This window comes from Streptomyces sp. NPDC085866 (assembly GCF_044541035.1).
Lineage (GTDB): Bacteria > Actinomycetota > Actinomycetes > Streptomycetales > Streptomycetaceae > Streptomyces.
Genome location: NZ_JBITSQ010000018.1, coordinates 198,043 through 223,229, shown reverse-complemented (window position 1 = coordinate 223,229; position 25,187 = coordinate 198,043). Strand labels below are relative to the sequence as shown.

20 protein-coding genes and 1 pseudogene are annotated in these 25,187 nt (G+C 70.4%); 14 read left to right on the top strand and 7 right to left on the bottom strand.

Annotated features, from left to right (window positions below):
- Positions 1-372 precede the first annotated feature (372 nt).
- From ACIF83_RS37315 to ACIF83_RS37305, 3 genes are all read left to right on the top strand, one after another.
- Positions 373-1,326, top strand: a complete 954-nt coding sequence (locus ACIF83_RS37315) for a diacylglycerol/lipid kinase family protein (protein WP_399733883.1) — start codon at positions 373-375, stop codon at positions 1,324-1,326.
- A gap of 297 nt (positions 1,327-1,623) precedes the next feature.
- Positions 1,624-3,357: a PAS domain-containing protein gene (locus ACIF83_RS37310; RefSeq protein ID WP_399733880.1), complete on the top strand. Its 1,734-nt coding sequence runs from the start codon at positions 1,624-1,626 to the stop codon at positions 3,355-3,357.
- 658 nt (positions 3,358-4,015) lie between these two features.
- Positions 4,016-4,411, top strand: a complete 396-nt coding sequence (locus ACIF83_RS37305) for a hypothetical protein (RefSeq protein WP_399733877.1) — start codon at positions 4,016-4,018, stop codon at positions 4,409-4,411.
- Positions 4,412-4,725: 314 nt separating this feature from the next.
- On the opposite strand, the gene ACIF83_RS37300 is transcribed toward ACIF83_RS37305, so the two are convergent.
- Together ACIF83_RS37300 and ACIF83_RS37295 are read right to left on the bottom strand one after the other, a co-directional pair.
- Positions 4,726-5,844 (bottom strand): fatty acid desaturase family protein, encoded by a 1,119-nt coding sequence (locus ACIF83_RS37300; protein WP_384467953.1) that lies wholly within the window; start codon positions 5,842-5,844, stop codon positions 4,726-4,728.
- 7 nt (positions 5,845-5,851) lie between these two features.
- Positions 5,852-6,907 carry a ferredoxin reductase gene (locus ACIF83_RS37295; RefSeq protein WP_393481709.1) on the bottom strand — a complete coding sequence of 352 codons (1,056 nt, stop codon included), beginning with the start codon at positions 6,905-6,907 and terminating at the stop codon, positions 5,852-5,854.
- A gap of 87 nt (positions 6,908-6,994) precedes the next feature.
- Between ACIF83_RS37295 and ACIF83_RS37290 the strand changes: the two genes are divergently transcribed.
- Positions 6,995-8,134, top strand: coding sequence for a PucR family transcriptional regulator (locus ACIF83_RS37290; RefSeq protein ID WP_393481706.1), 1,140 nt, complete (start codon positions 6,995-6,997; stop codon positions 8,132-8,134).
- Positions 8,131-8,259 (top strand): hypothetical protein, encoded by a 129-nt coding sequence (locus ACIF83_RS37285; protein ID WP_267911787.1) that lies wholly within the window; start codon positions 8,131-8,133, stop codon positions 8,257-8,259. Before ACIF83_RS37290 ends, ACIF83_RS37285 begins: the two co-directional genes overlap by 4 nt.
- A 371-nt stretch (positions 8,260-8,630) precedes the next feature.
- Here the strand turns inward: ACIF83_RS37285 and ACIF83_RS37280 are convergent, their stop codons facing one another.
- Positions 8,631-10,046: a hypothetical protein gene (locus ACIF83_RS37280; protein ID WP_399733872.1), complete on the bottom strand. Its 1,416-nt coding sequence runs from the start codon at positions 10,044-10,046 to the stop codon at positions 8,631-8,633.
- A gap of 425 nt (positions 10,047-10,471) precedes the next feature.
- Here ACIF83_RS37280 and ACIF83_RS37275 point away from each other — a divergent pair, with 425 nt between their 5' ends.
- The 6 genes and pseudogenes from ACIF83_RS37275 (at position 10,472) to ACIF83_RS37250 (ending at position 14,677) form a co-directional block, all read left to right on the top strand.
- A complete protein-coding gene (locus ACIF83_RS37275) occupies positions 10,472-11,155 on the top strand; it encodes a transposase (RefSeq protein WP_399733869.1) in 684 nt (227 codons plus the stop codon).
- Positions 11,079-11,261: pseudogene (locus ACIF83_RS37270) on the top strand (transposase); the annotation flags it as partial. The gene ACIF83_RS37275 and the pseudogene ACIF83_RS37270, both read left to right, overlap by 77 nt.
- A gap of 204 nt (positions 11,262-11,465) precedes the next feature.
- Positions 11,466-12,755 carry a 4-carboxymuconolactone decarboxylase gene (pcaC, locus tag ACIF83_RS37265; RefSeq protein ID WP_393481694.1) on the top strand — a complete coding sequence of 430 codons (1,290 nt, stop codon included), beginning with the start codon at positions 11,466-11,468 and terminating at the stop codon, positions 12,753-12,755.
- Between the two features lie 35 nt (positions 12,756-12,790).
- Positions 12,791-13,426: an MBL fold metallo-hydrolase gene (locus ACIF83_RS37260; protein WP_399733866.1), complete on the top strand. Its 636-nt coding sequence runs from the start codon at positions 12,791-12,793 to the stop codon at positions 13,424-13,426.
- A 36-nt stretch (positions 13,427-13,462) separates the two neighbouring features.
- On the top strand, positions 13,463-14,242 hold the full coding sequence (locus ACIF83_RS37255; RefSeq protein WP_393481688.1) for an exodeoxyribonuclease III: 780 nt from the start codon (positions 13,463-13,465) through the stop codon (positions 14,240-14,242).
- 15 nt (positions 14,243-14,257) lie between these two features.
- Entirely contained in the window at positions 14,258-14,677 is a 420-nt protein-coding gene (locus ACIF83_RS37250; protein WP_393481685.1) for a DUF6278 family protein, read from the top strand.
- A gap of 121 nt (positions 14,678-14,798) precedes the next feature.
- Here the strand turns inward: ACIF83_RS37250 and ACIF83_RS37245 are convergent, their stop codons facing one another.
- Both ACIF83_RS37245 and ACIF83_RS37240 read right to left on the bottom strand, forming a co-directional pair.
- Complete coding sequence (locus ACIF83_RS37245; protein WP_399733861.1) at positions 14,799-16,364, bottom strand: CocE/NonD family hydrolase; 1,566 nt, start codon at positions 16,362-16,364, stop codon at positions 14,799-14,801.
- Between the two features lie 106 nt (positions 16,365-16,470).
- On the bottom strand, positions 16,471-17,223 hold the full coding sequence (locus ACIF83_RS37240; protein ID WP_393481679.1) for a hypothetical protein: 753 nt from the start codon (positions 17,221-17,223) through the stop codon (positions 16,471-16,473).
- Positions 17,224-17,365: 142 nt separating this feature from the next.
- Between ACIF83_RS37240 and ggt the strand changes: the two genes are divergently transcribed.
- Positions 17,366-19,168 carry a gamma-glutamyltransferase gene (gene ggt / locus ACIF83_RS37235; protein WP_399733858.1) on the top strand — a complete coding sequence of 601 codons (1,803 nt, stop codon included), beginning with the start codon at positions 17,366-17,368 and terminating at the stop codon, positions 19,166-19,168.
- Between the two features lie 37 nt (positions 19,169-19,205).
- On the opposite strand, the gene ACIF83_RS37230 is transcribed toward ggt, so the two are convergent.
- Positions 19,206-21,743, bottom strand: a complete 2,538-nt coding sequence (locus tag ACIF83_RS37230) for an ATP-dependent Clp protease ATP-binding subunit (RefSeq protein WP_393481674.1) — start codon at positions 21,741-21,743, stop codon at positions 19,206-19,208.
- Between the two features lie 171 nt (positions 21,744-21,914).
- Positions 21,915-22,691, bottom strand: a complete 777-nt coding sequence (gene map / locus ACIF83_RS37225) for a type I methionyl aminopeptidase (protein WP_393481671.1) — start codon at positions 22,689-22,691, stop codon at positions 21,915-21,917.
- A gap of 63 nt (positions 22,692-22,754) precedes the next feature.
- On the opposite strand from map, the gene ACIF83_RS37220 reads away from it, so the two are divergent.
- On the top strand, positions 22,755-23,006 hold the full coding sequence (locus ACIF83_RS37220; protein ID WP_393481668.1) for a helix-turn-helix domain-containing protein: 252 nt from the start codon (positions 22,755-22,757) through the stop codon (positions 23,004-23,006).
- A gap of 148 nt (positions 23,007-23,154) precedes the next feature.
- Positions 23,155-25,176: a hypothetical protein gene (locus ACIF83_RS37215; RefSeq protein ID WP_399733853.1), complete on the top strand. Its 2,022-nt coding sequence runs from the start codon at positions 23,155-23,157 to the stop codon at positions 25,174-25,176.
- Positions 25,177-25,187 lie beyond the last annotated feature (11 nt).

Below are 25,187 nucleotides of genomic sequence, written 5' to 3'. Positions count from 1 at the left end.
TTCGCCGGATTGCCCCCGAGGCGGCCGTGTCCGTCATGTCCCGGGCGTTCTCGCCTCGTTCGGCTGGCGTTGGAGAAGGCCCCGGCCGGACTCTCATCCGTACGCCGTGAAGGAGACGACGTCGGCTCGGCGGTGGTCAAGGCGTTATGGGCACCGCCGCATCCCAGGTGCGGATCCCCAGGCCGAGCTGCAAGCTGATGCCATAGGCCGTAACCGTCGAAGGAGTGTCATGGTGGCGGTGGCCGCAGACGCAATAGCCGGACCGCCGGTCCGGTGGGGGACGGAGCAGTCAGCTGCGGGCGTGATCGCGGCAAACCTGCTGTCGTCAGTGAGGCGCGCTCGGCTGATGCACGCGGCTTCAGGGTACGCGCCGTGACCGAGAACGCGCCGCGGCCGACGACCGGCGCACGGCGGCCCTGTGTGATCGTGAATCCGCGTTCGGGGGGAGGGAAGGCGAGCCGGTTCCGGATCGCGGAACGCGCCCGCACGCTCGGAGCCCAGGTGTTCCTGATCGATCATTTCCGGCTCCAGGATCTGGCGACGGTCGCCCGACGTGCGGTGGACGACGGTGCGGATCTGCTGGGCGTGGCAGGCGGAGACGGTACCCAGGCGCTTGTCGCAGAGGTGGCAGCGGAGAGCAACCTGCCCTTCGTGGTCGTTCCGGCGGGTACCCGCAACCACTTCGCCATGGATCTCGGCCTGGACCGTGAGGATCCCTCGGCCGCGCTGGAGGCCCTCACGGACGGCGTCGAGCTGCGCGTGGATCTGGGGTACGCAGGCGAGCGGGTGTTCGTGAACAACGTCTCGTTCGGTGCTTATGCCGCCTTGGTGCAGGACCCGGCTTATCGGGACGACAAGCTTGGCACGACCGTGCGCATCCTTCCGGAATTCCTGGCCCGCCACGAGGGCTCGGAGCTGGTGGTCCGTACCGGGCTGCTCACCGTGGACGGGCCGGATGCCGTACTGGTGAGCAACAACCCCTACCAAGTGGATGACCCGGCCGGGCCGGGCAGGCGGCCACACCTCGATTCCGGTCTCCTGGGAGTACTGGCCGTCAGGGCGGAGACGCCCGCCGAAACGGCCACGAGGCTGCGCAGCGGGCAACCTCCTGGCCTCACCCGTCTCGCCACGCCTGACGACGTCGTCGTCTACGCCGACGTCCCGACCCTCCCCGCCGGGCTGGACGGCGAAGCCGTCAGCCTGCCGACCCCCGTGCGGTGCCGCATCAGTCCTATGGCGCTGCGGGTATGGGTTCCCCGGCATCGTCCCGGCGCCCAGTCTGCCGGGCGACCGCCAGGGTGGGCCGCCATCCGGCGGGTGCTCTGAGCCTCGGGGAGCCGCTCCCATCCGCCGTGCATGCTCCGCGGAACCCGCCGCCCGTCCGTTCACTTGTAGAGCCGTGAGCTGGAGCCCACGCGTCTGAATTTTCGATCACCTGTGAAGGTCTTGACGTCCAAGCCATTACGTCTGATGATTTCATCAGGAATGGGCAATTTGCTCTGATATGACACATGCCGCACCGTGTGCCGGTCACCGGGACATCGTCGTTCACCACCGCTGCACACAGGGTCGCCGGGCCACAGGCCGACGCTCCTACTTCCGCACCGATGGGATGGACCGCGAATGACCAACATTGACCACACCCTCCTCGCCGAGCCGGTGAGCCTCCCTGAGGTGCCCGACGCCGCGATAGCGATGATCGATGCCGAGGGCGTCGTCGTGGGGTGGACGCACGCCGCCCAGCAGCTCGTCGGCTATACGGCCGGGGAGGTCGTGGGCCGGTCCGCCGTACACGTGCTGCCGCCTCCCGAGGACGCACGGAGGGCTTCGGCGTTCTCCGAGCAGTGCCGTGCGCGGGGCGGCTGGTCCGGCACTGTCGCGGTACGCCACCGCGACGGCCACACGCTCAGGATGACGCTGCGGGTCTCGCTGCTGCGGGGGCAGGACGCCGGCACCCGGTGGCTGGCGTCCGTGACGGACATAGGTTCCCTGTCCTCGGGGGCGACCGGGGGACCGGTGCGGGAGTCGCTCCTTGCCCGAGCCCCGATCGGCATCGTCGTTTATGACGCGCAGCTGCGCTGTGTCTGGGTGAACGACGCCATGGAGCGGCACGACGGCGTGCCTCGTCACCGACGCTTCGGGCGCGGTCTGACCCGACGGGAGTGCCGAAGCCGTCGACATAGTCCCGGGGCCGCCCCTCGATACGCGAGCCGGAATCGGACGGATGCGGCGCCGAAGCGGGCGGCCGAGTCACAGGCCGAGTTCTTCGAGAGGGTCGCCGGTCCGTTCTGGGACCAGGTTCGGGATGTGATCAACGAATGGTGGTCGCGCTTCCCTGACCGGGCTCAGCCCGGCCTGCTCAGCCGACTGCGGGACCGAAAGTCCGACACGAACGTCTTCTCCGCGCTGTGGGAGTTGTACCTGCACGCGATGTTGCTCGGTTCCGGTTGCAGCGTGGAGGTTGAGCGGCAGACGGGAACAGGTGGCTATAGGCCCGACTTCCTGGTTACGTGCGGCAACGAGCAGTTCGTCGTCGAGGCGATCTGGAAGGCTCAGAAGCGTGACGCTGGGGCTTACTCGCTCCCACCGCAGTTGAGCGATGCCATCGATCGCTTGCCGAGTCCGAACTTCTTCGTATCGTGCGAACTGCACAGCGCCGGTGCGGCAACGCCGCCGCAGAGACGGCTGAAGTCCGGGCTGACGCGATGGCTTGCAAGCTTGGACCCCGACCAGGTCATCGCCGACCATGAGCGCAAGGTGCCGCTTCCCAGTCACACTTGGCATGAGGCTGGCTGGTGCCTCACGTTTCAAGCGATCCCCCGCAGCCCAGGCAAACGTGGCAATCCATCCAGCAGGACAACCGGCGTCTACCCCTCGGCATGGGCGGTCGAGGACGGATCGGAGCGAGTGCTTCACGCCGTCACACACAAGGGCGGGAAGTATGGTGACCTGGAGCTTCCATTCATCGTGGCGCTAGGCCATGCAGCCGACTTCCCCGAAGATGAGGACATCGAGAGAGCGCTGTACGGGAGTACGGTCGAGTACGCCTACGACAGCGGATCGACCTTGAGCCGCAAGCCCGATGGCTACTGGACTGCCACCTACGACCATGCCCACAGCCGTGTCAGCGGCGTGCTCGTCGTGAACAACCCAGCACCCTGGACCTGGACGAAAAACACTCCCGTTCTCTGGCAAAGCCCGGATCCTGCCTCGCTTCCTGCCCCCATCTTTCCTACCTGGGCAACGACGCAACTGGCTGGGATCCAGGTCGAGCGCCAGCCCGCGATTCGCTCCGTCCACACTGCTCTCGGTCTGCCGGAACGCTGGCCGACCGGCGACGCCTTCCCCCGGGAGTGACCCGAGATGACGGCAGCGGCGCCGTCCGTCTCGACAGCTACACCCTGGTGAGATCACCTCATACACACGGCAGCGTTCGTTGAGGGCCTCTGCGTGGACCGGGGAGGCCGCTCGACCGGGTTGCGGGAGCATCCGTCGTGCACCGGGTGGACGCCCTGATCGGCCGGCCGACGCCGTGCCGCATCCGAACGAAGTGGCCTGCGGCGCGGGCCGAAGGCTGGGAGACGGATGTGGCTAGCCTGAAAACGCGCGACCGAGGCGCCGCGGCGCCTCGCCCTGGCGGTTCGTTGCCGCCGGATCGGAGACGGCGACGACTTCCGCGCGGCCATCATCCCCCTCGATGGGACCGCCCAAGCCCTTCCAGGGTTTCGACGTCGCCGAGCTGCAACATTGCCTTCCTCACCCCCTACTGAAGGTATGCGCGGCCGCACAGACGACGGTTCGCCGACCCGCTGAGTTCGCCCTCGTCGCAGTCCCACGACCGGTGGTCCTCGGCCCTTCCCGCTGAGCCGGCTGACAACGGCAACGTCTCGCACTTCCGGCGCGAACGTACCGTTCCGCGAAGAAAGGAGCGTTCACATTTCGCTCGAACTCCCCCGAGCTGTCATCAGCGCGCCTATCCTGCTGTCCCGCCAAGGCATCACCATCCGGGGGGATCGTGTCCGACACGTTCAGGCCCAAGCCCGCGCTCAAGCGCTGTGCGGTATGCCGCCTGCCGGTGGCCAGGAAGAAGCTCGTCTTCGCCGCGGACGGACAGCCGGTGCACCGCGCCTGCCAGTCGGCCACGGACCGCTCGCCGACCCGTTCGGCGGCTCCGCCCGGTCTCACCCGGGCGCCGAAAGACATCAGCCGCGCCGAACTCCTCAAAAAGATCGAAGCGTTGCGGAAGCGCGACGCGAAAATGAAGCCGGGGGCCGCGAAGGTGCAGCCCGCCGACCGCCCCAAGCAGCCGACAGCGCCGCACCGCGGCAAGCGGCCGGTCCCCCCCGCCCCAGCCGTTCTGCGGTGTGGAGATGAAGTTCATCAACGGCCGGTGGGTGCAGATGCACCCTGACTCCGAATAGTGGCTGCTCGTCATGTCGGGCCGGTCCGAGGCACGGCCTGCGTCCGGGTGTCACGCGCGAACGTGAGCGTTTGAGACCAGCCATTCGTGCAGGTGGCCTGTCGGGTTTGCCCCCCGGAGAAGCCTGCCGCGTTGTGACGCTCCAGCACCTCGCTTGCCGCCCCGAACACCGCAAGAGCGCTCTGACCTTTCTCCGTGCCTCCTGACGTGTTTTCGATGACGCATCACGCCGAGTGCGTGGCGATTCTGGAGCCTGCGGACAAGGGCGCCTGACCTCGGGTTCGTGAGCCAGGCGCTTGTACCCATCAGGCGGCGACGAGCTCCTGCTCACGGTCCGGCGTCTTGACCTCGGGCTTCTTGTTCGGCAGCGAGAGCCGGAAGACCTTGCGCCACGCGGAGAACACCTGTTTGGGCAGCGGTCCGGTGACGTACTCCAGCTCGTACTTCTCGAACAGCGCGCGCACCTTCACCGCGACCTCGGCGTACCGGTTGCTCGGCAGGTCCGGGAACAGGTGGTGCTCGATCTGGTGCGACAGGTTGCCGGTCATGAAGTGCATGGCCCTGCTGCCGCTGATGTTCGCCGAGCCCATCATCTGGCGCAGGTACCACTGGCCGCGCGTCTCGTCCTTGATCGACCGGCGCTCGAAGACCTGTACGCCCTCGGGGAAGTGCCCGCACATGATCACGGAGTGGGACCAGATGTTGCGGACCAGGTTCGCGGTGAACGTGGCGGCGAGCGTGGGGAGGAACGACGGGCCCGACAGCAGCGGATGGATCACGTAGTCCTTGAGCACCTGCTTGCGGATCTTGCGGCCCACGGCCTTGGCCCGCGCGCGGAACTCCGGGTTCTTGCGGCGCCGCTTGTGCAGGTTCTTGCCGAGCTGCAGGTCGTACGCCGCGATGCCGTACTCGAAGAAGCAGGCGTTGATGAAGTTCCACAGCGGCTGACCGAGGTGGAACGGGTGCCACTCCTGGTCCTCGTCGACGCGCATGATGCCGTAGCCGAGGTCGTTGTCCTTGCCGATCACGTTGGTGTACGTGTGATGCAGCTCGTTGTGCGAGTGCTTCCACTGCTCGGACGGCGAGACGTGATCCCACTCCCAAGTGGTGGAGTGGATCTTCGGGTCCCGCATCCAGTCCCACTGGCCGTGCAGGACGTTGTGGCCGATCTCCATGTTGTCCATGATCTTCGCCACGGACAGACCGGCGGTGCCGAGCAGCCACGCCGGCGGGAAGATCGAGAACAGCAGCACGCCCCTGCTGACCAACTCGAGCTTGCGCTGCGCCGAGATGACCCTACGGATGTAGGCGGCGTCTTTCTCCCCGCGGCCGGCGATCACCTCGTCGCGGATCGCGTCCAGCTCGCGGCCTAGCTCCTCGATCTGCTCCGCCGTCAGGTGGGCGGTGGGGTCAATGGCGGTCAAAGTGCTCCTACCGTTCGATGTCGCAAGGGCCCGCCGCGGCGGACACACAGGTCTGGATGAGGACGCCCGGCTCGGCCTCGGTGATCTCGCCGGTGCGCAGGTCGCGGACGGCGCCCGCCTTGAGCGGCGTGACGCAGCCGAAGCAGATGCCCATACGGCACCCGGACGGCATGAGCACGCCGGCCTCCTCGCCGACGTCCAGCAACGGCGTGGCACCGTCCGAGTCGACGGTCTTGCCGGTGGCGCTGAACGTGACCTCGCCGCCGTCGCCGGCGACGACGATGCTGGGGCGGAAGCGTTCGGTGTGCAGGCGCACTTGGACGCCGTGCCCGCTCCAGTGCTCTTCGGCGGCGTCAAGCAGGCCCGCGGGCCCGCAAGCCCAGGTCTCGCGCTCGGCCCAGTCGGGCACGAGTTCGTCGAGACGGGCGATGTCGAGCATGCCGTCCGTGTCGGTGTGCACCTCGATGAGCCGCAGCTTCTCGTCCGCGACCAGATCGTGCAGTTCGTTTCGGAAGATCACGTCCTGCGCCCGTGGCGCGCAGTGGACCATGACGACGTCGTCGAACTCGATGTCGCGCAGCATGCCCATCACGGGCGTGATGCCGCTGCCGGCCGTCAGGTAGAGCACCTTGGCGGGCTTGGCCGGCGGCAGCACGAAGTCACCGGTCGCCTGGTCGAGCTGGATCAGCGTGCCCGGTTTCGCCCTGCGGACCAGGTGGTTGCTGACCTTGCCGTCCGGGATCGCCTTCACGGTGATCGTGACGCGGCCGTCCTGGCGGTTCGTCGGCGAGGTGATGGAGTAGGCACGCCACAGGCGTACGCCGTCGACGTCGACCCCGATCCGCACGTACTGACCGGCTGTGTGGCCGCGCCAGCCCCGTCCCGGCCTGATCACGACAGTCGCGGCGTCATCCGTCTCGGGGTGCACGGCCTCGATGCGCCCCCGCAGGTCGGCGCCCGCACGCAGTGGGCTGACCAGGTCGAGGTAGTCCGACGGCAGCAGCGGCGTCGTGACCATCTCCAGCAGTTTCCACGCCCTGCTGCGAAGGGCTGCACTCGTCATGACTCCAGCTTGCTGCGTCTCAGGGCGTAAAGTCCTGACCGTAGGACGTGAATCTGGTGGGTGGAATTGTTTGCAGGGAATAAAAACGTGAGTCGTGTAACCCAGAGGGCCAGCGAACTGGCCCTGGATGAGACGACGGTCACCGCACTTCGGGCCGCGCTGAAGACCACCGCCGACGAGGTCGTCCAGGCGATCATCGACGAGGTCCCTCCCTACGCCAACGCACTGACGGGCCACATGGGCGCCACCATCCGCCGAGCCGTCCGCACCGCCCTGGGGCACTACCTGGACCTCGCGGGCGGGAACGTCACAGGCGGCGACGGCGGTGACGCGGCCTACGAGCTGGGCCGCGGCGAGGTGCGCGACGGCCGTTCGATGGACGCCCTGCTCAGCGCCTACCGCGTCGGCGCCCGCGTGGCCTGGCGATGCCTGGCAGCGGGCGCCGTGTCCGCAGGTCTGCCCGCCGCCGAGGTCGCCAAGTTCGCCGAGCTGACCTTCGCCTACATTGACGAGCTCTCCGCCGCGAGCGCCGCGGGCCACGCCGACGAACTGGCCGCCCGGGGCAGGGCCCACGAGCGCCACCTGGAACACCTGGCCCGCGACCTCCTCGCCGGCGCGAGCCCGGACGTGCTGCTGGCCTCTGCTCAACGGGCCGGATGGCAGCCTCCGGTTACGCTGACGGCGGTCCTGCTGCCCGCCGCCCAGGCCCGGCCCGCCTACCGCACACTCGACCCGAGCACCCTCGTCCTCGACGATCTGCCGGACGCCACCGGTGTGCTGCTCGTCCCCGATTCCGACCGATCACATCTCTTGCGGCAGCTGACCGACCGCACCGCCGTGGTCGGCCCGGCCCGGCCATGGACTCGTGCGTCATCCTCGTACGCACGAGCCGCACGCGCGCGCTCCCTCTCCTCTGATATCCGCGACACCGAGGACCACCTGCCCGAGCTGGTGCTGAGCGCCGACGTGGACGCGTTCGCAGACCTGCGTGCCCGAGCCCTCGCACCGTTGCGCACCTTGCCTGTCGCGACCGCACGGCGGCTGGAGGAGACGTTGCGGGCGTGGCTGCTGCACCAGGGCAGGCGGGACGAGGTGGCGGCGGCGTTGTTCGTCCATCCCCAGACAGTCCGGTACCGGATGTCGCAGCTGCGGGAGCTGTTTCCGGATCTCGCATCGCCACACCGGGTCCTTGAACTGACGCTGGCGGTCGGTCTTCGGGCCAGTTGACGCGTACTTCGACCGTCCACGAACTCCCGGCGGATCCCGGCATCGTGCTCGGTGTCTACCTGGACGTCCTTGCAGCCGGGACGGTTCGGGTGAGCGACGCGATCAAGGTGCAGCAGGTCGGCTGACAGGGAGCGTTCCACCACGAGTCGCCCACCTGCCGATCCGTCAGGCCCGCGTCTCGCACGACCAGCCACACCCGGTCGCGACTGAGCGGGAGTTGGCCGAGAAGGACGCCGGTCGCGTCGAGCAGGGTGTTGGCGAAGGCTGGAGCGACCGGGTTGAAAGGGCGGACTGTCGGCCGTGACGCCCCGTTTGACTCCCTGGGCACCCACATGCATGGCGATGGGCCAGGAAATGGGATCTGACCTCGGGTTTTCCGAAGATCGCTCAGGTGGACATCTTTCCGATGACCCACCAGGTCGGTGTGCCGCGATTGAACCGGTCGCGAAGAGCCCCTGAACTGCGGTTGTGGGCGCACAATGTGCGGTGCGGGCGTTCAGTAGGTGGGACCGTAAGGGCTCCAGTGCCCGAGGAAGGGTTTCAGGTCGTCGGCTTGTGGCTTGGGAATGTCGGGCAGCCGGGGCGGTGTGTTCAATGGGTCGAGGCGTTCAACGGTGGCCGCTGCCCAGCTGATCCATTCCTCGGCTTCGGTTCTGGCCTGGCCCGGAGGCATGTCCTCGACTCGCGTGCGTACGGTGCACACGTATTGGGTCAGTCGGGTGGCGTGTCGCCATGCCGCTTCCTGGGCTTCGAGGTGCCGGACGCGGTACGCCTCTGCGTACCGGATGCGGGCTTGTTCCATGGCGGCTTCCCAGCGGATGCGCTTCTGGCGTGCCGCTTCGGCCTCGTCCTGACGTCTGCGTTCGGCGGCTTGGCCGCGCAGCGTGACCTCCTGTGCGATCTCGGCGAGCTGCTCTTCGAGGGGACGGCCGGGGGTGTCGGCCCATTCGCTCGCCCGGTGTGGCTGGCCGCCGCTGAGGATGATGCGGAGGCGTTCGGATGGGGTGTAGTCGAAGCGGGGGATTCTGATCCAGGAGTTCTTCTTGGCGTCGGCGAGTTCCTTCTCGGTGGCGACGTGCTCGGTCCGGTCCTGTTCCTGGAGGACGAGAAACCCCACCGGCTGGCCCTGTGCGGTGATGGTGAAGTGGGGCTGTGCCCTGCGGCGGCGATGAGGTGGGGGTGCGAAGCCGGTCTGCCCGGCCGAGCAGGTGTGTCCTTCGGCCTCGGCGGCGGTGATCAGTGCCTGGATGAGGTGGAGAGCGCGTCCTTGGACGGGCTTGGTCAGGCCGAGCGGCTGGCGTTCGTTCTGCATGGCCCGGACAACGGTGTGCGGGCGGGTGAGCCGGGCGGGCACGGGGACGGGTTCGAGGACGGCAAGGCGCCAGGCGGGGATGTCGACGAGCTTGATCTCGTACCCGTCACGGCACCAGCTTCCGTACAGCTCCTTCGTCTCCGGAACCCTTCCGGACCTGCGTGCCGCGGCGACGCGGGACGGCCACTTCTCCAAGCCGAAGCCGCTGCCGCTCTTGACGATCCTGCCGCCGGCCTCCGCGAGTTCTTGCAGCAGCTGCTCCGTGAACGTTAAGCGAGGCTGTGATGGAGGGCGTGGCTTCCGCTCGGCGGCCGGCGTCGTTTCCTGTGCTCGGGTGGACTGGGGTCGTGGAGCGGCGGCCTGGGTCTTCCGGGGGCGTGATCCGCGGGGAGGGTACGTGCCGTGTGCCAGGTAGTGCCGGCCGGCGCTCGTCAGGGCGACGCTCCACTGCCCGGCCTTCCGGGAGACCGTCACCAGGCCCCGGTTGTGCAGTGCCTGACAGGTGGTCTTGTAGGAGCTGGTCTCCCATACGCCGGCAGAGCACCCGGCTCCCACCCACCGCAGCACCGAGAGCTGCCGCTCATTGACCCGCCGTTCCAATGGGCCGCCTTCGACTCGCAGTGACGTACGACGGCGGCATGGTGCCAGTTCCGTTGGTAGTCGACCGGTGCTTCGGCTCGATTCGTCCGAACGAGCGGGCTGACGTGGCTGCAAGCCGGATGGAAGGAGAACGGTAGTTGGGTGCTGTCCTGCGGCGGGGTCTGACTCCTGAGATGCCTGACCGGAAGTGTCCTGCTCACACTGTGTCGACCACCGGCCGGGGGCGGTGCGTTGCTGGTCTCGGGCTGACCGGGGGTGTCTCGATAGGGGCCTGCCGGACAGGCGTCATCACGATTCTGACCGTCCGCACGGCCCGCTACCGGCTACGCGATAAGCCGTCGGCCTGAAAAGGAACGAGCATGACCGGCACGTCCACCGCTTCGCGTCCTCGTCGGCGTCGGCCGGCGAGGGAGGTGGTCCTGGGAGTGGACACGCACCGGGATGCCCATGTGGCCGCCGTGCTCTCCCTGGTGGGGGAAGTGATCGGCACCAAGGAGTTCCCGGCCAGCGCGGCCGGCTACCGCAACCTGCTGGGGTGGGCCAGGGCGTCGGGTACGGTGCGGCGGGCCGGAGTGGAAGGGACCGGTTCCTTCGGGGCGGCCCTGTCCCGCTACCTGCTGGCCCAGGGCGTGGACGTCTTCGATGTGAACCGGTTCGACCGGGCCGACCGACGACGGCGAGGCAAGTCCGACCCACTCGATGCTGAGAACGCGGCCCGGGCGGTGCTGAGCGGGCGGGCGCGCGCCCAGGCCAAGACGGACGACGGGCCGGTGGAGATCGCCCGGATGTACAAGCTGGCCAAGGACTCGGCGGTCAAGGCCCGCACCCAGGCGATCAACCAGCTCAAAGCCGTCCTCATCCGTGCCGATCCCCAGCTGAGAGAGCAACTGGCCGGGCTGGGCAATGCAGAGCTTATCCGCACGTGCGCAGGGCTCGTCGACGACAGCCTGAAGGCAGCTCAGCGAAGATGTCCGGGAACTGGAAGGCCGCCTGACCCGGCTGGTGGAGCGCCACGCTCCGCAGCTGCTCGAGGTGGTGGGCATCGGTCCGGACACAGCCGTCACTTTGCTGATCACGGTGGGGGACAACCCGGAACGCCTGGGCAATGAGGCGTCCTTCGCGGGGCTGTGCGGGGTCAGCCCGGTCGAGCGTTCTTCGGGCAGCCGGCAGTACCGTCGCCTCAACCGCGGCGGCGACCGGCAAGCGAACGCGGCCCTGCACCGGATCGTGCATACCCGCCTGCGCGTCGTCCCACGTACCCAGGAGTACTACGAACGTCGCAGCAAGGAGGGCAAGACGCGGCGCGAGATAGTCCGAACCCTCGAGCGCTACGCGCCGGGAGGTCTTCCACCTGGTCAGACCTGTGCAGTCCTAACCCTCGTTATAGGGGCAGTCGTGAGACGTGAGAGGGTCTGGGGCGTGAGTGAGACACCACCGAACACCCTGCAATACCGCTTCGACGGGCCAGAAGACGCTCCGGTCCTGATCCTGGGTCCCTCACTGGGTACCACATGGCACATGTGGGACCGCCAGATCCCCGAGCTGACGAAGCAGTGGCGGGTCTTCCGGTTCGACCTGCCGGGCCACGGCGGTGCCCCCGCCCACCCCGTCGGCTCCGTCGGTGAACTGGCGGCTCGCCTGCTGGTGACCCTGGACGCGCTCGGTGTGCAGCGCTTCGGCTACGCGGGCTGTGCGCTGGGCGGTGCGATCGGCATCGAGCTGGCCCTGCGCCACCCCGAGCGCCTCGCCTCGCTCGCGCTCGTCGCCACGTCGCCCCGGTTCGGCACCCCCGACGAGTTCCGTCAGCGCGGGGTGGTCGTCCGGACCAACGGGCTCGACCCGATCGCCCGGTCCTCGCCCGACCGCTGGTTCACCGGCGGGTTCGCCGCCGCGCAGCCCGCGATCACCGAGTGGGCCGTACAGATGGTGCGCACCACCGACCCGGGCTGCTACATAGCCGCCTGCGAGGCCCTCGCCGGATTCGACGTCCGGCCCGAGCTGGGCCGGGTCGGCGTGCCGACCCTGGTGCTGGTCGGCTCCGAGGACCAGGTCACCGGACCGGCCGAGGCCCGCACCCTGGTCGCGGGGATACCGGACGCCCGGCTCGCGGTCGTGCCCGGCGCCTCCCACCTGGTGCCGGTGGAGCAGCCCGTCGCCGTCACCGACCTGCTGGTACGGCACTTCTCCACCGCCTGGCAGCAGCCCTTCGACACCGGCCAGACGGCCCTCCCGGCCGTCCCCGTCAACCCGGCGCTGACGGCGGCGCCGCAGGTCGTGCCCGTCGCCGAGATCGCCCCCGCCGTCGTACCGCCGCAGCCGCTCGGGCTGCCCGACCGGTACGAGGCCGGGCTGAAGATCCGCCGGGAGGTGCTGGGCGACGCGCACGTGGACCGGGCGCTGTCCCAGGCCGACGAGTTCTCCGGGGGTTTCCAGGAGTTCATCACCCGCTACGCCTGGGGCGAGATCTGGGACCGGCCCGGTCTGGACCGCCGTACCCGCAGCTGTGTCACGCTGACCGCGCTGGTCGCCGGGGGCCACCTGGAGGAGCTGGCCTTCCACACCCGTGCCGCCCTGCGCAACGGCCTCACCCCGGACGAGATCAGGGAAGTGCTGCTGCAGGCGGCCGTGTACTGCGGTGTCCCGGCGGCGAACAGCGCGTTCCGGGTGGCCCAGCAGGTGATCCGCGAGGAGACCACCCCCGCCGAGTGAGCCCCGGGCCGCCGCAGGCGGCAGGATGGGGAGACATGAAGCTCACCAAGAAGTCCCACGCCTGTGTCCGCCTGGAGAAGGACGGGCGGACGCTCGTGATCGATCCCGGCGGGTTCAGCGAGCAGGACGCGGCGGCCGGCGCGGACGCGATCCTGGTCACGCACGAGCACCCGGACCACTTCGACGAGGGCCGGCTGCGATCCGCCCTGGAGGCGAACCCGGCCGCCGGGATCTGGACCCTGAAGTCCGTGGCCGACCGGATCGCGGCGGCCTTCCCGGGTCGGGTGCACACCGTCGGCCACGGCGACACCTTCACCGCCGCGGGCTTCGACGTGCAGGTCCACGGCGAGCTGCACGCGGTGATCCACCCGGACATCCCGCGCATCACCAACGTCGGCTACCTGATCGACGGCGGCCGGGTCTTCCACCCCGGCGACGCCCTCACCGTCCCCGACCTGCCCGTCGAGACGCTGATGCTCCCGGTACAGGCGCCCTGGAACAAGATCTCCGAGGTGATCGACTACGTCCGCGAGGTGAAGCCGCAGCGCGCCTACGACATCCACGACGCCCTGCTGACCGACCTCGCCCGTCCGATCTACGACCGCCAGATCGGTGCCCTGGGCGGCACGGACCACCAGCGGCTCACCCCGGGGGCGTCGGCGGACGTCTGAGGCGCGCTGTCACACCCGCCGGGTAGGTTGTGAGACATGCGCATCGCCACCTGGAACGTGAACTCGATCACCGCCCGCCTCCCGAGGCTGCTCGCCTGGCTGGAGAGCAGCGGCACCGACGTGCTCTGCCTCCAGGAGGCCAAGATCGCCGAGGAGCAGTTCCCGTTCGACCAGCTGCGCGAGCTGGGGTACGAGGCGGCGGTGCACGCGACCGGCCGGTGGAACGGCGTGGCGGTACTCTCCCGCGTCGGCCTGGAGGACGTCGTCAAGGGCCTGCCCGGCGACCCCGGCTACGAGGGCGTGACCGAGCCGCGCGCCGTCTCGGCGACCTGCGGCCCGGTCCGCGTCTGGTCGGTGTACGTGCCCAACGGCCGTGAGGTGGACCACCCGCACTACGCCTACAAGCTCCAGTGGTTCGAGGCCCTGAAGGCCGCCGTCGCCGGTGACGCCTCCGGCAGCCGTCCGTTCGCGGTCCTGGGGGACTACAACGTGGCGCCCACCGACGACGACGTCTACGACGTGGCCGTCTTCGAGGGTTCCACCCACGTGACCCCCGCCGAGCGCGCCGCCCTGGTCTCCCTCCAGGAGGCGGGCCTGTCGGACGTGGTCCCGCGCCCCCTGAAGTACGACCACCCGTACACGTACTGGGACTACCGCCAGCTCTGCTTCCCCAAGAACCGCGGCATGCGCATCGACCTGGTGTACGGCAACGCGCCGTTCGCGAAGGCCGTCAAGGACTCCTACGTCGACCGCGAGGAGCGCAAGGGCAAGGGCGCGTCCGACCACGCGCCGGTGGTGGTCGACCTGGACGTGTGATGCCAGGCTGGGTGCATGAACATTCCGTTCCTGGGCCCCAGGCACCACAAGAACGGTGGCGCGGCGCTCCCGGCCGACCCCGAGTCGATCGCCGCGCTCCTGTCCGAATGTGAACTGCTCCGCTCCCAGGCGGACGAGGCGGGCGTCCGCCTCGACGACACCCCGGCCTCGCTGGAGGCGCTGGACCAACTGGTCCCGCGCTGGCGCGACGACGCGGAGATGCTGCCCTGGCTGGGCAACGACGCGGGGCTGTACCTGGGCACGGTCGTCGTGCGCACCGTACCCGGGGCCGGCTGGGAGATCAGGTCCGACGGCGAGCCCGTGCTGCGGCTCGACTCCGGCCGCGAGGTCGAGGTCGTGGACGCCGGCCGGGCCTGGGCCGCGACCGGCGTCCCCGAACTTTCCCAGCTGTACGGGGAGATCGCCGAGGCCTGACGCCGACTACGTCTGGATCGCAGACCTCGACTACGATGAGCCGTTCATCCCTGTGGTGATGGTGATCTCGCCGAACCGCACCGGGATACAAGGGCCAGGCTCGTCCGGCGGCAGCCGATGATCACTGCTCGCGCACGGGGACGGACACGTATGACGGGTCGTCCGACGGCGAGGAGAAGGTCAGCTGCGCGCCGGACGGGTTGTGCTCGATGTAGAGCGGGTCGACGGTGTCGACGACCAGCGCGAGGCGGTGCCCGGCGGGTACGTCGTAGGCGGTGGAGAACAGGTCCAGGTTCACGTCGAACGGCTCGCCGGGTGTCCGACCGTGCCAGGTGTAGGGCGCGTTGGTGACCAGCTTGCCGAAGCCGAGCGGCCCCACGTCGTACAGGTAGGCGATGAGGGTGCCGCTCTCCTTGGTCGGGGTGAGCGTGGTGTGCAGCCTGGCCGTGCCCCGCACCTGCTGGGCCGTGCCGTACCGCTCCGACTGCCACACGGCCGCCCAGCGGCGCGGCAGCAGCGGGATCGAGGCGACGGGCGGCAGTTGGGCGACCTGGTCCAGGATGCTGGAGAGGAAGACGATTCCGCCGTCCGCGCCCGAGTCGACGTTGGCGTGGATGGTGGTGGAGTCCGCGAGCGCGAGCTTGGTGCGGGTCGCGCCGACCGACTTCCAGTCCGGGTAGCCCTCGTATCCCCCCGCGCTACGGGACTTGAGCTGGACGGGCTGCTCGCGGTCGATGCCGTTGTCGGCGCCCTTGAGGTAGTGGTCGAACCAGCGCCCGGTGTCCGTCCACACGTCGTTGGGCAGCCCGAACAGGCCGGTCAGCTCGGCGGTCGCGTGGTCGCCGGGGCGCATCTCCAGCCGCTTCGGGACGGTCAGCTTCTCGTAGAAGTCGGCGTACTGGTTGGCCGGGAAGATCGTGTCGCCCCAGGCGTTGGCCATCAGGACCGCGGCGCCGTTCCTGTTCAGCTGGTCGACGTAGGTCGCGACGGAACGCTTGCGCCCCCAGTCGATCATCTCCTGTTCCTTGGTCAGGTTGGAGGCGTAGAAGTTGTCGAAGATCTCCCGGAGTTCGGGGCTCTCGCGGCCGGTGATGATGCCCGCGCCGTCGAGCAGGGCGCCCGCCTGGACGTGCTGGGTGCGGCCCGAGTAGATCGAGTCGATCAGGTCGGCCCAGCCGCTGAGCGCGGCGACGGCCTTGATGCGCTTGTCGTGGGCGGCGGCCAGCAGGCTGATGCCGGCGCCGTAGGAGACGCCCGCCATGCCGATGTGCCGCGGGTCCGCGGGGGTGTTGGCGAGCGCCCAGTCGATGACCTTGGAGGCGTCCGCTATGTCCGGCGGACCCGCCACTTCTATCTCGCCGCCGGACTGCCAGAACCCGCGCACGTTGTACGTGAGCACCACGTACCCGGAGTCGGCGAGCTTCTGCGCCTGGGCGAGATACTCCACCTGCGGCAGGCCCCAGCTCGTGGGCAGCACGATGAGCGGGTAGCTGTGCGAGCCGTCGGCGCCCGCGGGCGTGACGACGTTCGCCTTCAGTACGGTGCCGCCGTCGCCCGTGATGTCCACGAAGCGGACGGACGAGGCGGCCTGGGCGGCCGGAGCCAGGCCGACGACGGTCCCCGCGATCAGCGCCGCGGAGACGACTCCTACGGCGGCGGTGCGCAAGGTGGTGCGACCGTGTCCCATGGGTCACTCCTCACTCGTGTCAGTGCAAAGTGACCCGACGGTAACCGCCGGACCTTACCGTAAGTAACCCGTCGGTAAGTTACGTGCCGGTAAAGTTTGTTGAGCGTCAAGAGGCCCGGTGCGACGTACGCACGGTTTCCGCCGCCGGGAGAGGTGCCTGTGCCGCCCGTGTCACGTCCGCGACCAGCTCGACCATGTCGGGCCCGTACGCCTGGGAGTTGACCACCTTCAGCAGCAGGACGAAGGTGCTGTTGCCGTGCTTGCGGTTCAACCGCTCGTGGTGGCGGGCCAGATAGCGGGTGGCGGCCTGGTTGGTGATGGCCCGCTGCCCGCAGAACAGGAACACCGGCCGGGTGTTCTCTCCGGCGCTGAGCCGGGCCAGCAGGACGTACTCGCAGACGCCCGGCTCCAGGCGGTACCGCTCGCCGCCGATCTGGAAGGCGCCCCGGTCCGGTCCGGGTTCGGGATCGATGTTCACGCGGATGCCGGGGAGCATCGCCGCCATGTGGGCCAGCATCCGCCGGTTCGACGCCGGGCCGCCCACGCAGAACTCGGTGCGCTCGCCGAACCCCTGCTGGGTCGCGTCCTGCGTCACCATCTGCAGGTGCGCCCCGCAGTCCTTGATGAGGGCGGAGAGCTCCAGGAGCGCGAAGACGTCGAAACGGTGCACGGCCGGCTCCGAGGCGGCCGGGTCGCGGTTGACGACGAGCAGTGACTCCGAGTTCTCGGGCAGCCCGAAGAACTCCTGCTTGCGCCGCAGCTTGCGCCGCCACAGGTAGGTACGGGCCAGCCATCCCAGCGCGGCACTGACGCCGGCCGCTATGACGCCCAGGACGATGTTGCGCACGTCGTCGTTCATGGCCGCGCATGGTAGCGGGCCGGGGCGACGACTACGCACCGGCGTTCGAACTGTGACGGTCGTGTGGCGGACGACCGAGGCGTACTGTTGGCTCTACGGCAATCTCGTTACGCTGCGCGGACGGTCCCGACGGGAGGTACGGATGGGTCGGCCTGGCGCGCGGAAACTGGCGGTGGTGGCGGTCTCGGCCGCCGTGGTGTCGGTGGGAGCGGCGGCCCCGCCCGCCGCAACGGGCGAGACGCCCACGAAGGTTCCGGTGGCCGTCGGCTACGGCGGAGCCGTGGCCAGCGTCGACGCGGACGCCTCGGCCGCCGGCATCGAGGTGCTCAGGAAGGGTGGCAACGCGGTCGACGCGGCCGTCGCCACCGCAGCCGCGCTCGGCGTCACCGAGCCCTACTCGGCCGGCATCGGCGGAGGCGGCTACTTCGTCTACTACGACGCCAAGTCCCGTACGGTGCACACCATCGACGGCCGCGAGACCGCGCCGCTGACCGCCGACGCCGGCCTGTTCACGGAGAACGGCAAGCCGCTCGCCTTCGCCGACGCCGTCAGCAGCGGCCTGAGCGTCGGCACCCCGGGCACGCCCGCCACCTGGCAGACGGCGCTGGACCAGTGGGGCAGCAGAAGCCTCGGTACGGTCCTCAAGCCCGCCGAGCGGATCGCCCGCGACGGCTTCACCGTCGACGACACCTTCCGCTCGCAGACCGCGTCCAACGAGACCCGGTTCCGCTACTTCCCCGACACCGCCCGGCTGTTCCTGCCGAACGGACAGCTCCCGGTCGTCGGCTCCACCTTCAAGAACCCCGATCTGGGCCGCACTTACGAGGAACTGGCCAGGAAGGGCGTCGGTGCGGTCTACCACGGCGACCTGGGTGACGACATCGTCGACACGGTGAACAAGCCGCCGGTGGACCCGGGTTCGGGCTGGAACGCCCGCCCCGGCAAGCTGGAGGAGAAGGACCTGGCCGCCTACGGCGCCAAGCTCCAGCAGCCCACCAGGACCTCGTACCGCGGTCTGAACGTGTACTCCATCGCGCCCTCCTCCTCCGGCGGCACCACGGTCGGCGAGGCGCTCAACATCCTGGAGGGGACCGACCTCTCGAAGGCCAGTGAGGTGCAGTACCTGCACCACTACATCGAGGCCAGTCGCATCGCCTTCGCCGACCGTGGCCGCTGGGTCGGCGACCCCGCTTTCGAGGACGTACCGACCAAGGACCTGCTGTCGCAGCGGTACGCCGACTCGCGCGCCTGCCTGATCAAGGACGACGCGGTCCTCAGCAGCCCGCTCGCACCCGGCGACCCGGGCCACCCCGCCGCCTGCGGCACCGGCGGTACGGCGGCCCCGACGACGTACGAGGGCGAGAACACCACCCACCTGACCGTGGCCGACAAGTGGGGCAACGTCGTCTCCTACACGCTCACCATCGAGCAGACCGGCGGCAGCGGCATCACCGTGCCCGGCCGGGGCTTCCTGCTCAACAACGAGCTGACCGACTTCTCCTTCGCCCCGGCCAATCCGGCCGTGCACGACCCGAACCTGCCCGGGCCGGGCAAGCGGCCGCGCTCCTCCATCTCACCGACCATCGTCCTCGACCGGCACGGCCGGCCGGTGGTGGCGCTCGGCTCGCCCGGCGGCGCGACCATCATCACCACCGTGCTGCAGACCCTGACCGAGTTCCTGGACCGGCATCTGCCGCTGGTCGACGCGATCGCCGCCCCGCGCGCCAGCCAGCGCAACGCGGCCCAGACCGAACTCGAACCGGGCCTGTACAACAGCGACCTGAGGACACAGCTGGAGGCCATCGGGCACAGCTTCAAGCCGAACCCGGAGATCGGCGCGGCCACCGGCGTCCAGCGGCTGCCCGACGGCAGGTGGCTGGCCGCCGCCGAGAAGGTACGACGCGGCGGCGGCTCGGCGATGGTGGTCCATCCGGCCGCGCCGTGACCGGCACACCGCCGTGACCGGCACACCGCCGTGACCGTCACACCTCGGGAGCGGACGGCTGCGCCTGCTGTGCACGGAAGTCCAGCCGTCCGTCCCTGACGTCCACCGTGACCCGGCTGCCCGGGGCGATCGTGCCGTCCAGCAGCAGCCGGGACAGCTGGTTGTCGACCTCCCGCTGGATGGTGCGGCGCAGCGGACGGGCGCCGTACTCGGGCTGGTAGCCGCGCTCGGCGATCCAGTCGACGGCCGCGTCCGTGAACTCGACCGCGACGCTCTGGCCGTCCAGCAGCCGGCGGGTGCGCTCCAGCAGCAGGTCGGTGATCTGCCGCAGCTGCTCGCTCGTCAGCTGCCGGAACACGACGATCTCGTCGATCCGGTTCAGGAACTCCGGCCGGAAGTGCTCGCGCAACGGGCGCAGGATCTGCTCGCGCCGCGCCTCCTCGTCGGCCTCCGTGCCGCCCGGCCCGAAGCCGATCCCGGCACCGCGCCGGGTGATCACGTCGGAGCCGAGGTTGCTGGTCATCACGATGACCGTGTTGGTGAAGTCCACCGTGCGGCCCTGGGAATCGGTCAGCCGGCCGTCGTCCAGGACCTGCAGCAGGATGTTGAAGACGTCCGGGTGGGCCTTCTCCACCTCGTCGAGCAGGAGCAGCGAGTACGGGTATCTACGCACCACCTCGGTGAGCTGGCCGGCCTCCTCGTGGCCCACGTACCCGGGCGGAGCGCCCACCAGCCGGGAGACGGTGTGCCGCTCCTGGTACTCGCTCATGTCGAGACGGACCATGCGGTCCTCGCTGCCGAACAGGGCCTCGGCGAGCGCGCGGGCCAGCTCGGTCTTGCCGACGCCGGTCGGACCGAGGAACAGGAAGCTGCCGATCGGCCGGTCCGGGCTCGCGAGCCCCGCGCGGGAGCGTAGCACGGCCTCGGCGACCACGCTCACCGCCTCCTCCTGGCCGACCACCCGCTGGTGCAGATGGGCCTCCAGACCCAGCAGCCGCTCCTTCTCCTCCTGGGTCAGCCGGCTCACCGGGATGCCGGTCTGCCGGGACACCACCTCGGCGATGGCCTCCGCCGTCACCTCCAGGTTCTGCCCCTCGTCGGCCTCGTCCCCGCCGCTGGCCTCGGCGATCCGCTGCTTCAGCGCGCCGATCTTGTCCCGCAGCTGGGTGGCCTGCTCGTACTGCTCGTCGGCGACCGCCTGGTCCTTGTCGCAGACCAGCTGCTCCACCTCGCGCTCCATCGTGCGCACGTCGGTGCCCTTCGTCCGGGCGCCGAGGCGCACCCGGGCGCCGGCCTGGTCGATCAGGTCGATCGCCTTGTCGGGCAGGCGCCGGTCGGTGAGATAGCGGTCCGACAGCTCCACGGCGGCCATCAGCGCCTCGTCGGTGTAGCGGACCTGGTGGTGGGCCTCGTACCGGTCGCGCAGGCCGCGCAGGATCTCGATCGTGTCCTCGACGGTCGGCTCGGGCACCAGGATCGGCTGGAAGCGCCGGGCCAGCGCCGCGTCCTTCTCGATCCGGCGGAACTCCTCCAGCGTGGTCGCGCCCACGATGTGCAGCTCGCCCCGGGCGAGCGCGGGCTTGAGGATGTTGCCCGCGTCCATCGCACCGCCCTCGCCGCCCGCGCCGGCGCCGACGACCGTGTGCAGCTCGTCGATGAAGACGATCAGCCGGTCGGAGTGGGCGCGGATCTCCTCCACGATGTTGTTCAGACGCTCCTCGAAGTCGCCCCGGTAGCGGGTGCCCGCGACGACCCCGGTCAGGTCCAGGGCGACCACCCGCCGGCCGACCAGGATGTCCGGTACGTCCCCGTCCGCGATCCGCTCCGCGAGCCCCTCCACGATGGCCGTCTTGCCGACGCCCGCGTCGCCGATCAGCACGGGGTTGTTCTTCCCGCGCCGGGACAGCACCTCGATGGTCTGCTCGATCTCCTCGTCGCGGCCGATGACCGGGTCGACGCGCCCCTCCCGGGCCAGCTCGGTCAGATCGCGGCCGTACTTGTCGAGCGTCGGCGTGGTCGTGGGCCGCTGGCGCTCCGTGCGCGTCTGGGTGGCCTCCGGAGCCTCGGGCGGCGCGCCCGCCGAGAAACGGGCCGCGTGCAGGATGTGCCCGGCCGCCGAGTCCGGGTTCGCGGCCAGCGCGCTCAGCACGTGCTCCGGGCCGATGTACCCGGCGCCGCTCGACCGCGCCAGGTCGTGCGCGTCCAGCAGGGCCCGCTTGACGGCCGGGGTGAGCGAGAGCGACGTCGGCGGGGGTGCCTCGCCCGACGGGTGCTGGACGGGGCCCGCGCGGTCGTCGATCTCCGTCGCGAGCGAGTCGGGGTCCGCGCCTGCCCTGCTCAGCAGGGACCGTGTCGGCTCGGTGGCCAGGGCCGCCCGCAACAGGTGCTGCGTGTCCAGGTCCCGGCTGCCGTGCTCGGCGGCGTACTGGGCGGCCCCTCTCACCATCTCCCGGGCCGGCTGGCTGAGCAGGCGGCCGATGTCGATGTGGCGGGGGCGCTCGGAACCGCCGGGGGTGCTGCCGAGGAAGCGGCCCAGGAAATCACCGAAGGGGTCGGGAGGGTAGCCGTCGGTCATGACGTTCCGTTCCTTTGGTGTTCGTTCATAACACCTTGGCACGAGTTGTCTGCGACGGCATGTGCGGGGTGCCCAGTGATGGTGGGCCTGGTGTGGTGTGGTGGCTGCGGGATTCGTTGGCTGGTCGTGCCCACGCGGCGGAGCCGCGTATTGATACAGCCCCGCGCCCCTTCAGGTCGGCTGCCGTTCCGTAAGAATCCTGGGACCCGTCTCCGTGATCGCCACCGTGTGCTCGGTGTGGGCCGCGCGGGAGCCGTCGGTCGTGCGGAGGGTCCAGCCGTCGTCGGCTTCGTAGTAGGCGTCTTTGCCGCCGGCGATCAGCATGGGCTCGATCGCCAGGACCATGCCGTGGCGCAGGGGGAGGCCTCGGCCCGGGCGGCCCTCGTTGGGGACGTCCGGGTCCTCGTGCATGCGGCGGCCGATGCCGTGGCCGCCGAAGCCCGCCGGGATGCCGAAGCCCGCCGTGCGGCACACCCGGCCGATCGCGTGGGCGATGTCGCCGATGCGGTTGCCGACGACGGCTGCCTCGATGCCGGCCGCCAGGGCGCGCTCGGCGGTGTCGATGAGGTTCAGGTCCGCCGGACGGGGGCGGCCGACGGTGAAGCTGATCGCCGAGTCGCCGGCCCAGCCGTCCAGAACGGCGCCGCAGTCGATGGAGACGAGGTCACCGTCGCGGAGGCGGTAGCGGGTGGGGATGCCGTGCACGATCGCGTCGTTGACCGAGGCGCAGATCACCGCCGGGAAGGGGGTCGGGGCGAAGGAGGGGCGGTAGCCGAGGAAAGGGGAGGAGGCCCCGGCCTCGCGCAGCACCTCCCGGGCCACCTCGTCCAGCTCCAGCAGGGAGACGCCGACGTCGGCGGCCTTTCGTGCGGCTGTCAGGGCTCGCGCGACGACCTGACCCGCGGCGTGCATCGCGTCAACGGACGTGTCCGTCTTCAGTTCCACCATGCCAATTACTATACCGGTATTTGAATGGGGGCAACGAGAGGGGGCGGTATTAGAATGGGTGGCATGGTGCGCACCCCTCTCACCCCCGAAGAGCGTGAACGCGGCGAACGGCTCGGGCAGTTGCTGCGCGCGGCGCGCGGCGGGCGGAGCATGGCCGAGATCGCGGCGGAGGCGGGCGTCTCGGCCGAGACGCTCCGCAAGATCGAGACCGGGCGGGCGCCGACCCCGGCCTTCTTCACGGTGGCCGCGCTGGCCGGGGTGCTCGGGCTGTCCATGGACGAGCTGGTGGCCCGGTGCGTGCTGGTGGGTGTCTGAAACCCGTCTGTGGCGGGCCGGTCCGCGCAAGAGTCAAGATCCCGCAATGAGCCGCCCGCACTCTCCCGGAAAACTCTGCGTAGCAAGTCCGTAACACGACTGGTGTTGCCTGACGGCCGGAGTGCTGGCAGTCGGGCGGGAGTCGGGCATGGCTGTGGATCAACTCCCCGGTCGAGTGCGGGAGTTCGCGAACTACCTGGACGGCCTCCTGGGGCGCCTGGATCAGGGCGGGGGGTGGTGCGGGGTCTTCTGGCAACGCGACCCCGAGGGCATGCAGGCCTGCCTCGACGGGCGTGAGGTGCCGCCGTGGGACGTGGTCGAGGCGCTGCTGCAGGACCTCCATGCTGCGTTCGGCCCCGCCGCGGCCGCGGCCGAGCGGGAACGCGCCCGCGTCCTGCACGCTGCCGCCGTCTCGGCGTACGACGCCCGGCCCGGCGCCCGGGACGCCCTGCGTGACCGGCTCGACGTGATGCTCCGCGAACAGCGGTACGCCGCGGAACGCCAGGCCGAACTGAACCGCCTGCTCACCGAGGCGCCCTCCCGTGAGGAGGCCGACGCCCTCCGCCTGGACCTCGCCTGGGCCCACGACGACCACGAACGAGCCACCGCCCGCTGCGCCGAACTCCAGGCCCGGATGGCGAACCTGGACCGCAGGGCGGTGGAAGTACCGCTGCTGGACGGGTTGCAAGCCCGGGGTGGCGGCCACGGGGGAGTGCCGGGCCCCGACGGCGCACCGGTGACGCCGGAGCGTCATGGGGCTGCCGCCGGGTCCCTCGCCGGTGCCGTGGGGGCGGACGCGGGCGGTGGGTCGCGCGGGCCGCGTACGGAGGGCTTCGGCGGTGGCGGGGCGGTAGGTGACGGTGGTGCGCCGCCGGCGTCGCGTGCTGGCTTCGGCGGCGCCGTGCGGGCGGGTGGCGATGAGGGGCCGCTCACGCCCGGTGCTCACGGCTTCGGCGGTCCCGGGGCAGGTGGTGGGGCTCGTACGTCTGGTGCGGAGGGCTTCGGACGCGCCGCGGCAGCCGGGGGCGGCGGGGCAGCCACGCCCGCAGGAGCGGGGGCTCCTGGCGCCGCCTGGCCCGGAGCCGGGGCAGCCCCGTTCCACTCACACGATGCCCAGGCCGCCGACCACGACGGACGGCTCGCCGCGTCCGCCGGTGACGGTCGGGACCCCTGGTTCGCCGGGCCGGTCGCCGACCACGCCCTTCGGCCCGCCGTGCCGGACGCCGGCCCGGTGGTCCGGCAGGCCGGGTCCGTGAGGGGTCCGTCCTCGTGGCCCGCCGCGTCCGATGTCGGCCCTGTGGTCGGTCCGGCGGAGTCCGCGGTGGATCCGGCCCCGCAGTCCGCGATGTCGTACGCCGACCCGGCAGTCCCTCCGCCCGCTGCGCCCCCCACCCACGAGACCACCCCTGGAGCCGCTCCTGAGGCACCTACCCCCGCCAAGCCCCGCAAGCGGCGCCGCGGCAGTGCCCGGTTCGCCGGGATGGTCGAGGACGCGGGCGCCCCGGCTGCCGTACCGCAGGCTCCTGTTGCGGCCGTACCCGAGGTGGCCGTCGGACGGCGTACACCGCGTGGGGCGCGGTTCGCCGGGGCTGCGGAGGGGGCCGAGGTGGTCGAGGGGCCGGTGGAAGCAGTGGTGGACGCCGAGGCGGGGGCGGCCGTCGCGGGGGTCGTGGAGCAGTTGGTGCGGCTGCGGGGTGAGGGGCGTACCGGTGAGGCGCATGTGCTGTTGGTCGAGATCGCGCGGTGGCCCGCCGCTCGGTTCCCGCTGCTCGCGGACCGGCTGCAGCGTGCCGGGCTGGGTGCCGACTGGGTCACGCTGCTGTGGGAGGCCGCCTCGCTGCCCGCCGAGCGGCTGGTCGCCGCCGCCGACGCGCTGGAGGCGGCCGGGCGGGTCGCGGACGGGCAGCAGATGCTGCGCCAGGGCGTGGCCAGGCCCGCCGAGGAGATAGGCGCCGCCGTGCTGGGGCTGGACGCGCAGGGACGTGGACGCGAGGTACGGGCCCTGCTGGACGCCTACGTGCGGGTCAGGACGCCGGAGGAGGCCGCCCGCAGTGTCGGTGCCGACCCGCGCCGCCTCGTCCCGCTCCTGCTGGAGGCCGCCCGGGGTGTCTCGGAGGAGCGCCACTGGGACCTGGTGCACGCCCTCCGGGTCGCCGGCTTCGCCGCCTGAGCGTCCTTCCG